The organism is Mesorhizobium sp. M0045 (assembly GCF_040323385.1).
GTDB lineage: Bacteria > Pseudomonadota > Alphaproteobacteria > Rhizobiales > Rhizobiaceae > Mesorhizobium.
The window spans coordinates 76,204-89,609 of record NZ_JAMYUY010000017.1; the positions used below are offsets into that span (position 1 = coordinate 76,204).

At 65.0% G+C, this 13,406-nt stretch carries 12 protein-coding genes; 10 read left to right on the plus strand and 2 right to left on the minus strand.

Going from position 1 to position 13,406, the window contains the following annotated elements:
• Window positions 1-29 precede the first annotated feature (29 nt).
• Complete coding sequence (locus NKJ72_RS23410; RefSeq protein ID WP_352479603.1) at window positions 30-1,319, plus strand: MFS transporter; 1,290 nt, start codon at window positions 30-32, stop codon at window positions 1,317-1,319.
• Window positions 1,320-1,345: 26 nt separating this feature from the next.
• On the opposite strand, the gene NKJ72_RS23415 is transcribed toward NKJ72_RS23410, so the two are convergent.
• Window positions 1,346-2,203, minus strand: coding sequence for a mechanosensitive ion channel family protein (locus tag NKJ72_RS23415; protein ID WP_254816404.1), 858 nt, complete (start codon window positions 2,201-2,203; stop codon window positions 1,346-1,348).
• A gap of 239 nt (window positions 2,204-2,442) precedes the next feature.
• Between NKJ72_RS23415 and rsfS the strand changes: the two genes are divergently transcribed.
• From rsfS to NKJ72_RS23455, 8 genes are all read left to right on the plus strand, one after another.
• Entirely contained in the window at window positions 2,443-2,820 is a 378-nt protein-coding gene (gene rsfS / locus NKJ72_RS23420) for a ribosome silencing factor (protein ID WP_352479604.1), read from the plus strand.
• 61 nt (window positions 2,821-2,881) lie between these two features.
• Window positions 2,882-3,364, plus strand: coding sequence for a 23S rRNA (pseudouridine(1915)-N(3))-methyltransferase RlmH (gene rlmH, locus NKJ72_RS23425; RefSeq protein WP_352479605.1), 483 nt, complete (start codon window positions 2,882-2,884; stop codon window positions 3,362-3,364).
• A gap of 150 nt (window positions 3,365-3,514) precedes the next feature.
• Window positions 3,515-4,858, plus strand: a complete 1,344-nt coding sequence (locus NKJ72_RS23430; protein ID WP_352479606.1) for a murein hydrolase activator EnvC family protein — start codon at window positions 3,515-3,517, stop codon at window positions 4,856-4,858.
• Window positions 4,859-6,184 (plus strand): S41 family peptidase, encoded by a 1,326-nt coding sequence (locus tag NKJ72_RS23435; RefSeq protein ID WP_023719673.1) that lies wholly within the window; start codon window positions 4,859-4,861, stop codon window positions 6,182-6,184.
• 202 nt (window positions 6,185-6,386) lie between these two features.
• The gene (locus NKJ72_RS23440) at window positions 6,387-7,586 is read left to right on the plus strand and encodes a divergent polysaccharide deacetylase family protein (protein ID WP_352479607.1); all 1,200 of its coding nucleotides are present in this window, start codon (window positions 6,387-6,389) and stop codon (window positions 7,584-7,586) included.
• Window position 7,587: 1 nt separating this feature from the next.
• Window positions 7,588-8,109 (plus strand): RNA pyrophosphohydrolase, encoded by a 522-nt coding sequence (locus tag NKJ72_RS23445; protein ID WP_292658495.1) that lies wholly within the window; start codon window positions 7,588-7,590, stop codon window positions 8,107-8,109.
• Between the two features lie 29 nt (window positions 8,110-8,138).
• Window positions 8,139-9,308 carry an alanine racemase gene (alr, locus tag NKJ72_RS23450; protein WP_352479608.1) on the plus strand — a complete coding sequence of 390 codons (1,170 nt, stop codon included), beginning with the start codon at window positions 8,139-8,141 and terminating at the stop codon, window positions 9,306-9,308.
• A gap of 66 nt (window positions 9,309-9,374) precedes the next feature.
• A complete protein-coding gene (locus NKJ72_RS23455; RefSeq protein ID WP_352479637.1) occupies window positions 9,375-10,703 on the plus strand; it encodes a D-amino acid dehydrogenase in 1,329 nt (442 codons plus the stop codon).
• A gap of 39 nt (window positions 10,704-10,742) precedes the next feature.
• On the opposite strand, the gene NKJ72_RS23460 is transcribed toward NKJ72_RS23455, so the two are convergent.
• The gene (locus tag NKJ72_RS23460; protein ID WP_352479609.1) at window positions 10,743-11,624 is read right to left on the minus strand and encodes a LysR family transcriptional regulator; all 882 of its coding nucleotides are present in this window, start codon (window positions 11,622-11,624) and stop codon (window positions 10,743-10,745) included.
• 220 nt (window positions 11,625-11,844) lie between these two features.
• Between NKJ72_RS23460 and NKJ72_RS23465 the strand changes: the two genes are divergently transcribed.
• Window positions 11,845-13,341, plus strand: a complete 1,497-nt coding sequence (locus NKJ72_RS23465; RefSeq protein ID WP_352479610.1) for a CoA-acylating methylmalonate-semialdehyde dehydrogenase — start codon at window positions 11,845-11,847, stop codon at window positions 13,339-13,341.
• Window positions 13,342-13,406 lie beyond the last annotated feature (65 nt).

Sequence of the window (13,406 nt, forward strand, 5' to 3'; positions counted from 1 at the left end):
TTGACCAGCTTGATGGGCGATCCTCGGTCATGACGATTCTCGAGCGCGACCAGGACAAGAACGGTCTAGGGCAGCCGGCCCCGTCGATCGCCATTGCCAGTATCCTCTTGTCGATGGCGCTGATCGCCGTCGGCAATGGCCTCATGTTCGCCTATATCCCAGTCCGGCTCGGCGCCGCGGGCTTCGATCCGACTTGGGCGGGGCTGATCGTCACCGGCCTTTCGGCTGGCGGCCTCGCCGGCTGCATCCTGACCGGGCCGCTGGTGCGGCGTGTCGGCCATGCCCGCGTGTTCATGGTGCTGTCGGCACTCATCGTGCTGTCCAACGCCGCGGTCGGCGCCGGGCCGCATCCCTTGCCGTGGATCGCTGCACGGGCGCTCTACGGCTTTGCCATTTGCGGCCTGTTCATCGTCGCGCAGAGCTGGCTGAACGATGTCGTTGCCAACGCCATCCGCGGCCGGGTCATGGCTATCTTCTACGTTGCCTATGTCGCCGGACTCGGCGTCGGCTATTCGACGCTGGCGTTGATCGATATCCGCGCGGCCGACGCGCCGCTGATCGGCATTGCCTTCACCGCACTGTCGATCCTTCCCGTCGGGCTGACGCGGCTCGCGCAGCCACCGGCGCCGCAAGCGGCGTCCGTGGCGCTCGGCCGCGCCTGGCGGATCTCGCCGGTGGGCGTTGCCGGCATGCTTGCCGTCGGCGGCCTGTCGATGACGATCTCGGGCTTTGCGCCGATCCATGCCACGGCCAAGGGCTACGGCCAGGCCGACGTCGCTTTGCTGCTTTCGGCAATGCCGGTCGGCACGCTGATCCTGCAGATCCCGCTCGGCTGGATTTCCGACCGCACCGACCGGCGCTTCGTGCTGATCGCGGCGTCGGCGCTTGCCGCCGCGGCGGGCCTGTTTGCCCTCGGTTTCGACGGCGGCGCGCTGGTGGCGCTGCTCGTCATCTACGTGGTCTGGGACGGCGCCTCGGAATCGATCTACTCTCTGGCCAGCGCCCATGCCGGCGATCGCGCCGGCAAGGACGACATGGTGGCGCTGTCGAGCTCGCTTTTGTTCGCCTGGTCGCTGTCCGGCTTCGTCGTCCCCGGCATCGTGACCGGGCTTTCCGCCGTCTATGGCACGCAGGCCTTCATCTATGTGGCAATCGTCATTGCCGCCGCGTACTGCCTGTTCGTTCTTTGGCGAGTCGTCATGGTGCGGCCCGTGCCTGCCACCGAGACCGGCAGTTTCGCGCCGATGACGGCGCAGGCGCCGTTGCCCGTCGATCTCGCCTTCGCGCCCGAAGGTCAACGCGGGCGCGAAGAAATTTGAACACCCTCCAGCTGGCTTCAAATGCTCTATTGCCGTGTGGCTGAGGCATCCGCCTGCGGCGCTTTCGGTGCCGGCGCCGGGACCGAAAGGCCCTCGGCATCGAACGCCTGCTTGACACTCTTGGTAAGGTCGATCTGGGTGGCGAAGAAGTCGGCAGCCGCCGTCCAGTAGCGCAAGGTGATGGCGACGGTGCTGTCGCCGACGGTCGCGACAAAGGCGATCGGCGCAGGCTGCCGCCTGACACGCCGGTCGGCGGCGGCAACGCCAAGCATGGTCTTTTGCGCGAAATCGATGTCGTTCCACGAGCCGATGCCGAGCGTGATGTCGCCGCGACGCACACCGTTGCGGGTGAAGTTGCGGACCGGCTGGTTCCACAGGGTCGAGTTGGGTGCAAGCACGTAGACGCCTTCGACCGTCCGCAGCGTTGTAGCGAACAGGCCGATCTCCTCGACGGTGCCGGATATGGCGCCGACCTCGACATATTCGCCGATGCGGAACGGCCGCAGCGCCAGCAGCATGATGCCGGCGGCAATGTTCTGCAGCGTGCCTTGCAGCGCCAAGCCGATGGCCAGGCCGGCGGCACCGATGGCGGCAATGATCGAAGCGGTCTGCACGCCGAACTGGCCGAGAACCATGATCACGACCAGCCCGAGGATGGCGTATCGGACGACCTGCGAGAAGAAATGGCGGAGCGTTTCGTCGAAGCCATGGATATGGCCGAGGCCGGCATAGATCGAACGCTCGGCGAGGCCGGCGACGATGTAGCCGATGACCAGCAGGATGACGGCGCCGACCGCCGAAAGCGAGTAGGAGACGATCAGCGTGCTGAGTTGCGCCAGGCCGGATTGCACGGTGAGGAGGGCGTTCTGGGGATCGATCGGCATGTCGGGATTCCGGTTCGTGGATGAGCCGATAACCGCTGCGGGGCGAGGCGGTTCCGATTTTCTCGCTCGGAAAGCCGCATATTCGGCCGCTGCCGGGCGCCTGCTTGCGAGCGGTGTCTTGAAACTGCAACCTAACTCTGCCTATCTAAGCAGTGTCACCTGATTTTGAAGGTGATTTGGTTGTTCTTGCTGCGAAAGGAAATACACTGAGAACAGCACTTCGGAAGAAGGCCGACATCGTGCCTTCGCCGGCCGGGATCAGCGTAAACGACGCCGTGTCCCGCGCCATCAAGACAGTCCTTGACAGTCTGGAAGACTCCAAGGCCGAAAACATCGTCTCAATCGACATTCAGGGAAAATCGAGCCTCGGCGACTACATGGTCGTCGCATCGGGCCGATCGCACCGTCATGTCTCGGCTGTCGCCGATCATCTCCTCAAGGCGCTCAAGGATGCCGGGCTCGGCACGGCGCGCGTCGAGGGGCTGGCTGGCGCCGACTGGGTCCTGATCGATTCGGGCGACATCATCGTCCATGTCTTCCGTCCCGAGGTCCGCGACTTCTACAATCTCGAAAAGATGTGGCAGGCGCCCGATCTCGAGGAGGAGACCCTCCACTGAGCCGTACTCGTCGTGATGCATGTCGTCGTCCGACATGCATCAGCGGCTCGTCGAGGCAAGGATGAAGATTACCGTTCATGCCGTGGGCCGAATGAAAGCCGGCCCCGAGAAGCAGTTGGCCGATCGCTATTTCGAGCGTTTTGCCAAGAGCGGTCCTGCCGTAGGCCTCGAATTCGCCGGGATCGTCGAGATTGCCGAAGGCCGCGCGCAGACGGCCAATGAGCGCCGGCGCGAGGAAGGCCAGAAGCTGCAAACACACTTGCAACCGGGCACGGCTCTGGTGCTGCTGGATGAGCGCGGCAAGAACCTTTCCTCCGAGGATTTCGCCGGCCGCATAGGCTCGCTGCGCGATGGCGGGCGCAAGGCGCTGGTGATCGCCGTTGGCGGCGCCGACGGCCATGACCAGTCGCTGCGCGACCTGGCTGATCTGACGGTGTCGCTCGGCGCGCTGACCTGGCCGCATCAGCTGGTCCGCGTAATGCTGGGCGAGCAGCTTTACCGGGCGGCCACGATCCTTTCCGGTCACCCCTACCATCGTCCATGAAGTTGGCTCCGTCGGCGAATTGATGCCAGCCGCCCGGATTTTTGCCCCAATGCTCATCGACAGTTTGGGCTCATGGGGTTTGCGGATCGCGGCCGGGCTCGAACATGGTTGATGGTTCGTTAACGAAGCCGCGCATAGAGTTAGGCTTCAATGTCTGAAGACTGGAAAACACGAACGGGCTCCTGGCGCGTGCGCTACGCCATCGCCGTGGCGGCGATCGCGCTTTCGCTCGGCGTCGCCCGGGCCGAGAACACGCTCGACCTGGCGCCCGACCCGGACCAGAGCCGCGCCGAATACGAAAAAGTATCGAAAGAGATCACGCTGTCGTCCGAGCGGCTGGCCAAGCTCGCCGCCGACATCGCGGCGGTCAAGAAGGACCACGCCTCGATCACCGCGGCGCTGATCCAGTCGGCGATGACCGAGCAGAAGCTCGGCCAGGACATCGAGGACATTGGCGGCAAGCTCGAAGGGCTAAAGGCGCAGGAACAGAAGATCCGCGCCTCACTGGCCGCCAGACGCGACGTTCTGGCCGAAGTGCTCGGCGCGCTGCAGCGCATGGGACTCAATCCGCCGCCGGCGATCCTGGTCAAGCCGGAGGACGCATTGTCGTCGGTGCGCAGCGCCATCCTGCTCGGTGCCGTGGTGCCGGAACTGCGGCAGCAGACCGACATGTTGCTGGCCGACCTCAAGGAGCAGTCGCGGGTGACGGCCTCGATCGAGGCCGAGCGGGCGCGGCTGACGGCAGCGATCGGCGAGCAGGCGGCGGAAAAAAAGCGGCTCGGCATGCTGCTCGAAGCCAAGCAGAAGCTCGCCGCCGATACGCAAACCGCGCTGGCCGCCGAAAAGCAGCGGTCCGCGACGTTGGCGGCCAAGGCCGGCAGCCTGAAAGAACTGATCGCCTCGCTCGAGGCCGATAGGGCCCGCAAGGCGGCGGATGCGGCCAAGGCAGCCGAGCAAAAGACGGCCGACGCCGACAAGGGCCCGGCATCGGCTGCGGCGTCGACGGAATTGGCCTCGCTGCCGGTGCCGGAGAGCAACAGGCTCACCGCTGCCGCGCCGTTTTCCGCGCTGCAAGGGCAGATCGCGCTGCCGGTCACCGGCAGGATCAAGCGGCGCTTCGGCGCCAACGACGGTAACGGCGCGGTGATGCTCGGTGACATGGTTGCGACACAATCGGGAGCCATCGTCACAGCACCGGCGGATGGAAATGTGCTTTATGCGGGGCCTTTCCGCTCTTACGGTCAACTCTTGATCCTGAATGCGGGTGACGGCTATCATGTCGTCCTGGCGGGGATGAGCAGAATCAGCGTCGCGTCTGGCCAGTCGGTGCTCGCAGGTGAGCCGGTCGGCGCGATGGGAGAGGCCCGGGTGGCGAGCACCTCGGCATCGAAGAATGGAAATGCCACGCCGGAGCTCTATGTCGAGTTCCGCAAGGATGGAAAACCCGTCGATCCGGCCCCATGGTGGGCGGACCGTTTTTCTGGAAGGACGTGAATGATGCGGAAACTGTCGCTTCTGTTTGCCGGTGCGCTGATGGGTGCATCGGCGATGAGCCTGGTCTATGGCGCGCCCGGCTCGACGGCGAAGGCTGCGGGCTCCGAGACCTATAAGCAACTGGCGATCTTCGGCGATATCTTCGAACGGGTGCGGGCGAATTATGTGACGCCGCCCGACGACAAGTCGCTGGTTGAAAATGCCATCAACGGCATGCTGTCCTCGCTCGACCCGCACTCCTCCTACATGAACGCCGAAGAAGCGCAGGACATGCGCGTTCAAACCAAGGGCGAGTTCGGCGGCCTCGGCATCGAGGTCACCATGGAGAACGACCTGGTCAAGGTGATCACGCCGATCGACGATACTCCGGCCGCCAAGGCTGGTGTGCTCGCCGGCGACTATATCGCCAAGATCGACGGCGAGGAGGTTCGCGGCCTGACGCTCAACGACGCCGTCGAGAAGATGCGCGGGCTGGTCAACACGCCGATCAAGCTCACCATCCTGCGCCAGGGCGCCGACAAGCCGATCGAACTGACCGTCGTGCGCGACATCATCAAGGTCAAGGCGGTCAAGTTCCGGGTCGAAAACGACATCGGCTACATGAAGATCACCTCCTTTACCGAAAAGACCTATGACGACCTCGAGAATGCCATCGACACCATCAAGAAGCAGGTGCCGAACGACAAGCTCAAGGGCTACGTGCTCGACCTGCGCCTCAATCCGGGCGGTTTGCTCGACCAGGCGGTGAGCGTGTCGGATGCCTTCCTCGACCGTGGCGAGATCGTCTCGACGCGCGGCCGCGATCCGAAGGACGTCACCCGCTTCGACGCACGGGCCGGCGACGACATCGGCGGCAAGCCGCTGATCGTGCTCGTCAATGGCGGCTCGGCCAGTGCCTCGGAAATCGTCGCCGGCGCGCTGCAGGATCTGCGCCGCGCCACGGTGGTCGGCACGCAGTCCTTCGGCAAGGGTTCGGTGCAGACCATCATCCCGCTTGGCGAGAACGGGGCGCTGCGGTTGACGACGGCGCTCTATTACACGCCGTCCGGCAAGTCGATCCAGGGCAAGGGCATCACGCCCGACATCAAGGTCGACCAGCCGCTGCCGGCGGAACTGCAGGGCAGGGATCTGACGCGCGGCGAATCCGACCTCAAGGGCCATATCAAGGGCGCCGACGAAGGCACGACCGGTTCGGGTTCGGCAGCCTATGTGCCGCCGGAGCCGAAGGACGATTTGCAGCTCATCTATGCCGAGCAGCTGCTGCGCGGCCAGAAGACCGATCCGGCGTTCCCGCCGAATCCGCAAAAGGCCGTGTTGAACCAGTAAGGGCGGGCAAGCCGGGCCAAACGGGTCTGGCTGCCTGAGCGAAGCGATGCGATGCTGCCGGGGCCGCGAGGCTCCGGCAGTTTGATTCGGGGCTGCGGCCGGCATGCTGCGCGTCCAGTGAAGCAAGGGGACGCGCCGACATTTTGGATCTTGCGCCTCCGGAGAAGGTTTTACTTCGGGGATGCACGCCGGGGGTGCGGGCTTGGCTGATATCGGCAAGGACATAGAACGACCTCTCGGACAGGCGATCCGGCCGTCGCGCTCGGGCAGCGGGATCAGCGCCGGTGCGGTCGCCGCCGCGCTTGTCGTGCTGTCGGTGGTCGGCGTCTCCAGCGCGATCGCCTTGCGCGACAAGCCGTTCCGGAAGCTGCAGGAAGTAGCGGTCTCGACGCCGAAAACGCCGGCGGCGGCGGATACCGCCGCGGCGCCAGCCAAGGCGACGCCCGAAACGGCAGCGCCAAGCAACGCAAGCGGGGCCAACATAAGCGGGCCGAAGACGGGCGGTCCGCAGATCATCCATGTCCAGACCGAGGAGGGCGATGGTCCACCCGAGGCGGCCATCGTCATCCGCGACCCTTCGACGATCGGCCAGAACCTCAGGATCGCGCACATTCCCGACAAGGCACTGATCGAGGCCAGCGAGACCGGTCCGCTGCCGATCCGCGCCGCCGACGGCCGGCGCCCGTTCGATGTCTATGCACGGCCGTGGTCCGGCGCACGCGGTGCACGCGTGGCGCTCGTCATCGGCGGTCTTGCCGTGTCGCAGACCGGCACGCAGGCAGCCATCGCCAAGCTGCCGGCGGAGGTGACGCTGGCCTTCGCGCCGCAAGGCAACAGCATCGGCCGCTGGATGCAGGTGGCGCGGCAGGGCGGCCATGAGGTCATCATGCAGGTGCCGCTCGAGCCGTTCGACTATCCGAACGTCAATCCCGGCCGCAACACGCTGACCGTGGCTGCGACGCCGGACGAGAATTTGAAGAATTTACGCTGGGCGCTGTCGCGAACGACCAACTACACCGGCGTCATGAACTATATGGGCGCCCGCTTTTCGGCCGACGCGACGGCAATGGGGCCATTGATGGCCGAGCTTGGCAAGCGTGGCCTCGCCTATGTCGATGACGGTTCCTCAGCGCGCAGCCTGGCACCCGAATTGGCGCTGAAGGACGGCGTGCCGTTCGTCGGCGGCGATACGGCGATCGACGCGGTGCAGGACCGCGGCGCCATATTGAAGAAACTGGATGGGCTGGAAGCGACGGCGCGGGCGAAAGGGTTTGCCGTCGGCATCGGCTCGGCTTTCGACCTGACGGTGGATACCGTGTCTTCCTGGGTGACCGAGGCCAAGAAGCGCGGCATCGAGATCGTGCCGATTTCGGCGGTGGCCATAGATCCGGAAAAAGGCTGAGATGGCAAAGAACAAGCTCGTTGACGCCGAGACACTGCCCTACCGGCCCTGCGTAGGGGTGATGGTCCTCAATGGCGACGGCCTGGTCTGGGTCGGCCGTCGCATTGCCGAGCCGGACAGCGAATTCGCTGGAACGACGCAGCTCTGGCAGATGCCGCAGGGCGGCATCGACGATGGCGAGGAGCCGCTGCCCGCGGCGGCGCGCGAACTCTACGAAGAGACCGGCATGCGCTCGGTGTCGCTGCTGGCCGAGGCGCCGCACTGGATCAACTACGACCTGCCGGCGCATCTGGTCGGCGTCGCCTTCAAGGGACGGTATCGCGGCCAGACGCAGAAATGGTTTGCCTTCCGCTTCCACGGTGACGAAAGCGAGATCGCGATCAATCCGCCACCGGGTGGCCACAAGGCCGAGTTCGACCGGTGGGCGTGGCGGCCGATGCTGGAATTGCCCGGCCTGATCGTGCCGTTCAAGCGCAAGGTCTACGAAGACGTGGTGGCAGCGTTCCGGCATTTGGTGGCGTAGCCACTGGCCTTCCGCTAAAACAGGTCGGCATGAACGACATCTCCAGCAAATCTCTTCCGCAGGCCGTTGCTCCACGGCAGGCTGGCGCCCCGAGCGAGCCGATCAGCGAAGCGGCGGCGGGGGCAATCCTGACCATCGATCTCGGCGCCATCCGTGAGAATTACCGGCGGCTGAAGGCGCGGCTGGGCGGCGTCAGCTGTGCTGGAGTGGTCAAGGCCGACGGTTACGGGATTGGCGCGGCACCGGTGGCGGCGGCACTGATGGCTGAGGGCTGTAATACCTTCTTTGTTGCGCATTTGGCCGGCGGCATCTTGCTGCGCAAGGCGCTCGGCTCAGACCCAGCCATTTATGTGCTGAACGGCATTCCGCCGGGTGCGGAAAGGGAAGCGGTTGCAGCAGGGCTTTGCAGCGTACTCAACAGCGCCAGCCAACTCGCGGCATGGCGCGAAATGGCCGGACGGGTGGGCCGTAAGCTGCCGGCCGCCCTCCAGGTCGACAGCGGCATGTCGCGGCTCGGCATGACGCCGTCCGAGGTGAAGGCAGTCGCGCGGGATCCACAGGCCTTCGACGGTGTCGAACTGACGTTCGTGATGAGCCATCTCGCCTGCGCCGACGAACCCGAGCAACCGGCCAACGAGCGGCAGCGGCTGGAATTCGAACGGCTGCGCCAAATGCTGCCGGAAGCGCCGGCTTCCCTTGCCAATTCATCAGGCATTTTTCTCGGGCAGCGCTATCATTACGACCTCGTTCGTCCGGGTGCCGCTCTGTATGGCGTCAATCCGACGCCGGCGAAGGACAATCCGATGCTGCCGGTGGTGCGATTGCAGGCCAAGGTCATCCAGATGCGGGTGCTGGAGGCCGGCGCTGGTGTCGGCTACGGCCACACTTTCCATACCAAGGCCCCGCTTGCCGCGGCGACGATTTCGCTCGGCTACGGCGATGGCTGGCATCGTCGCGCCGCTTCCGCTGCCTGGTTCGAAAATGTGCGGCTGCCCTTCGTCGGCCGGATTTCGATGGATACGATCATCCTTGACATTTCCGCACTGCCGCCTGGCAAGCTGAAGGCCGGCGACCTCGTTGAACTGATCGGGCCGTCGTCGCAGACGGTGGACCAGGTAGCCGGCCAGGCCGGCACTATCGGCTACGAGGTCTTGACCAGCCTCGGCCACCGTTTTCACCGGCGCTATGTGAATCGCTAGGACGCAAGCTTGTTGTCCTCACGCATGTCTTTTCCCTGAGCATCGGCACTTGGCTGACGCCGCAGAATCCGGCAGACAGAAGGCGGCGATGATCCCGGTCTCGAATCCCGACGAGATGCCGCCGCGGAGAACCAAACGATGAAGATCTTCGTGCTGGGCGGCGGCGTGATCGGGGTCACCACCGCCTATTTTCTTGCCGAGGCCGGCCATCAGGTGACGGTGATCGATCGCCAGAAAGGCCCGGCGCTGGAAACCAGCTTTGCCAATGCCGGCGAGATCTCGCCCGGCTATGCCTCGCCCTGGGCCGGGCCCGGCGTTCCGCTGAAGGCCATCAAATGGCTTTTGATGAAGCACGGCCCACTGGTGGTGCGCCCGGCCGTCGATCCGCATATGTGGATATGGCTGGTCAAGATGCTGCGCAATTGCACGGCTGAACGCTACGCGCTGAACAAGGCGCGCATGGTGCCGCTGGCCGAGTACAGCCGCGACACGCTGAAGGCGCTGCGCGAGGCGACCGGCATCGCCTATGACGAGCGCGCCAAGGGCACGCTGCAGCTTTTCCGAACGCAAAAGCAGCTCGACGGCGTCGGCGGCGATGTCGAGGTGCTGAAGACCTATGGCGTCCCTTACGAGGTCCTCGATCCCGACGGGTGCATTGCGGCCGAACCCGCGCTGGCTGGCGTGCGCGAAAAATTCGTCGGTGGCCTGCGGTTGCCCGGCGACGAAACCGGCGACTGCAAGATGTTTACCGACAGGCTTGCCGAGCTTTGCGCGGCACGCGGCGTCACCTTCGAATACGACACGGAGATACGGCGCGTCGTCAAGAAGCGCGATCGCATCACCAACATCAGCACCAGCAAGGGCTGGATGGTCGCTGATGCCTATGTGATGGCGATGGGCAGCTATTCGGCGCGGTTCATGCGCATGCTGAAGCGCCCCATCCCGGTCTACCCGGTCAAGGGCTATTCGATCACCCTGCCGATCAAGGACGCCACCGCCGCACCGGCCTCGACCGTGATGGACGAGAGCTACAAAGTAGCGATCACCCGGCTCGGCGATCGTATCCGGGTCGGCGGCACGGCGGAGATTTCCGGCTTCGATCTGCGGCTGCACGAATCGCGGCGCCGCACGCTCGAACATTCGGTCAGCGACCTGTTTCCGGGCAGCGGCGACATGCGATCGGCGACCTTCTGGTGCGGGCTGCGGCCGATGACACCGGACGGGCCGCCGCTGATCGGCCGCACCGATTTCTCCAATCTCTATCTCAATACCGGCCATGGCACACTCGGTTGGACCATGGCCTGCGGCTCGGCTAAGGTTCTAGCCGACATCATCTCCAGCCGGGTGCCCGACATCGACGTCGGCGATCTCGGGCCGGGACGATATGCCAAGTAAGACCCCCGGCAACTTAAGACAGCCGCCGGCCGATAGGCTTCACGCGAACAAACCCCTGTCCCGTTCGACGGCCTTGGTGATGAAGCTCGAAACGACCTGGACGCGGCGCAGCGGCCTGACCGATTCGTGATAGACCAGCCAGTAGGCGCGGCGAATGGGTGCGACGATATCGAGGGGCACCAACTCCGGCATCGAGCGGGCAACGAAGGTGTGCAGTATGCCGATGCCGGCGCCGGAACGCACCGCTTCGGCCTGGCCGAGCGCGGAGGAAATGGCGAAGCTGGTGCGCCAGGCGGCGCTGAATTCGGCCGCGTAGTCGAGCGAGGGACTGACGATCAGATCCGGTACGTAGCCGATCAGCGTATGCTGCCCTAGCTCGGCGGCGGTTCGGGGCAGGCCATGCGTGTCGGCGTAGGCACGCGACGCGAACAGGCCGAGCGTGTAGTCGACCAGCTTTCCCGCCACCAGGCGGCCTTCCGTCGGCCGCTCCACGGTGATGGCAATGTCGGCCTCGCGCCGTGACAAAGAGAAGGAGCGTGGTACCGGCACCAACTGGATGGTGAGTTCACGGTGCAGAGCGGTCAGCGCGCCGAGGCGCCTGGCCAGGAAGGCGACGCCAAACCCGTCTGGCGCGCCGATCCGCACGGTGCCCGAGACGTCATCGCCTTCGCCTGAAACAGTCGAGCGCGCGGCGATCATGTCGCTCTCCATGCGTTCGGCGATCTCAAGGAAACGCTCGCCCGCCGGCGTCAGCTCACTGCCGGTGGTAAGCCGGCGAAACAGTTTTGTCCTGAGCGCATCCTCGAGGGCGGCGATGCGGCGCGAGACGGTCGCGTGATTAAGCTCCAGCCGCCTGGCGGCGCCGAGGATCTGACCGGCCCGCGCCACGGCAAGGAAGATGCGGGCATCATCCCAGTTCATCGGGATGGTCCGGATGATGACGATTACGGCAGCGCTCGACGGCGAAGAAACTCAATTTCTCTATCCCATAGCGTACACCACACATCTCTATCATTTGCGCGATTTGATGCACAGACACCCGCTGCTATCTATTTTCTGCACAACGGTTGCGTTTTCGCTCGCGTTGCCATCGCTCTCGCAAAGGCGGACAATGCCTCATCACGAACCAGGGAGAGAGACCATGATCGAGTACGGTCATTTCATCGGCGGCAAGCGCGTCGCCGGAACCAGCGGCCGCAAGCAGGACGTCATGCAGCCGATGGACGGCGCGGTGCGCGGCACGGTGGCGCTGGCTTCGCAGGCGGAATTGCGCGCGGCGGTCGAAAACGCCAAGGCGGCACAGCCCGGCTGGGCGGCGACCAACCCGCAGCGGCGCGTGCGCGTCCTGATGCGGTTCCTCGAGCTGATCGCCAAGGAGTATGACGCGCTCGCCGAGATATTGGCGCGAGAACACGGCAAGACCATCGCCGACGCCAAGGGCGACATCCAGCGCGGCCTCGAAGTGGTCGAGGTCTGCATCGGTGCACCGCACATGATGAAGGGCGAGTTCACCGATGGCGCCGGCCCCGGCATCGACGTCTATTCGATGCGCCAGCCGCTCGGCGTCGTCGCCGGCATCACGCCGTTCAATTTTCCGGCGATGATCCCGCTGTGGAAGATCGCGCCGGCCATCGCCTGCGGCAATGCCTTCATCCTCAAGCCGTCCGAGCGCGACCCGGGCGTGCCGATGCGCATTGCCGAACTGTTCATCGAGGCCGGCCTGCCGGCGGGCATCCTCAATATCGTCAACGGCGACAAGGAAGTGGTCGACGCCATCCTCGACGATCCCGACATCAAGGCCATCGGTTTCGTCGGCTCGACACCGATCGCCCAGTACATCTATTCGCGCGGCTGCGCGGCCGGCAAGCGCGTGCAGTGCTTCGGCGGCGCCAAGAACCACATGATCATCATGCCCGATGCCGACATGGACCAGACCGTCGACGCGCTGATCGGCGCCGGCTACGGCTCGGCCGGCGAGCGCTGCATGGCCATCTCGGTGGCCGTTCCGGTCGGCAACGACACCGCCAACCGGCTGATGGAAAGACTGGTGCCGCGGGTCGAGAGCCTGAAGGTCGGTCCGTCGACGGATTCTTCCGCCGATTTCGGCCCGCTGGTCACGGCACAGGCGCTGGAGCGGGTCAAGTCCTATGTCGACACCGGCGTCAAGGAAGGCGCCAAGCTGGTCGTCGACGGACGCGGCTTTTCCATGCAGGGTTACGAGAACGGCTACTATATGGGCGGCTGCCTGTTCGACAATGTGACCGCCGACATGCGCATCTACAAGGAAGAAATCTTCGGGCCGGTGCTGTCGGTGGTGCGCGCACCGACCTACGAGAACGCGATCAGGCTCGCCAACGAGCACGAGATGGGCAATGGCGTCGCTATCTTCACCCGCGACGGCGATGCGGCGCGCGACTTCGCCTCGCGGGTCCAGGTCGGCATGGTCGGCATCAACGTGCCGATCCCGGTGCCGATCGCCTACTATACGTTTGGCGGCTGGAAGGCGTCCTCCTTCGGCGACCTCAACCAGCACGGGCCGGACGCGTTCCGCTTCTACACCAAGACCAAGACGGTGACGTCGCGCTGGCCGTCCGGCGTGAAGGATGGCGCCGAATTCGTCATTCCGACGATGAATTAGCCGGACGGGTTTCTGTCTGCGCGTCCTCGCCTTCGGCTTCGGGCGCGCGGGCCGGCGTGAAGGAT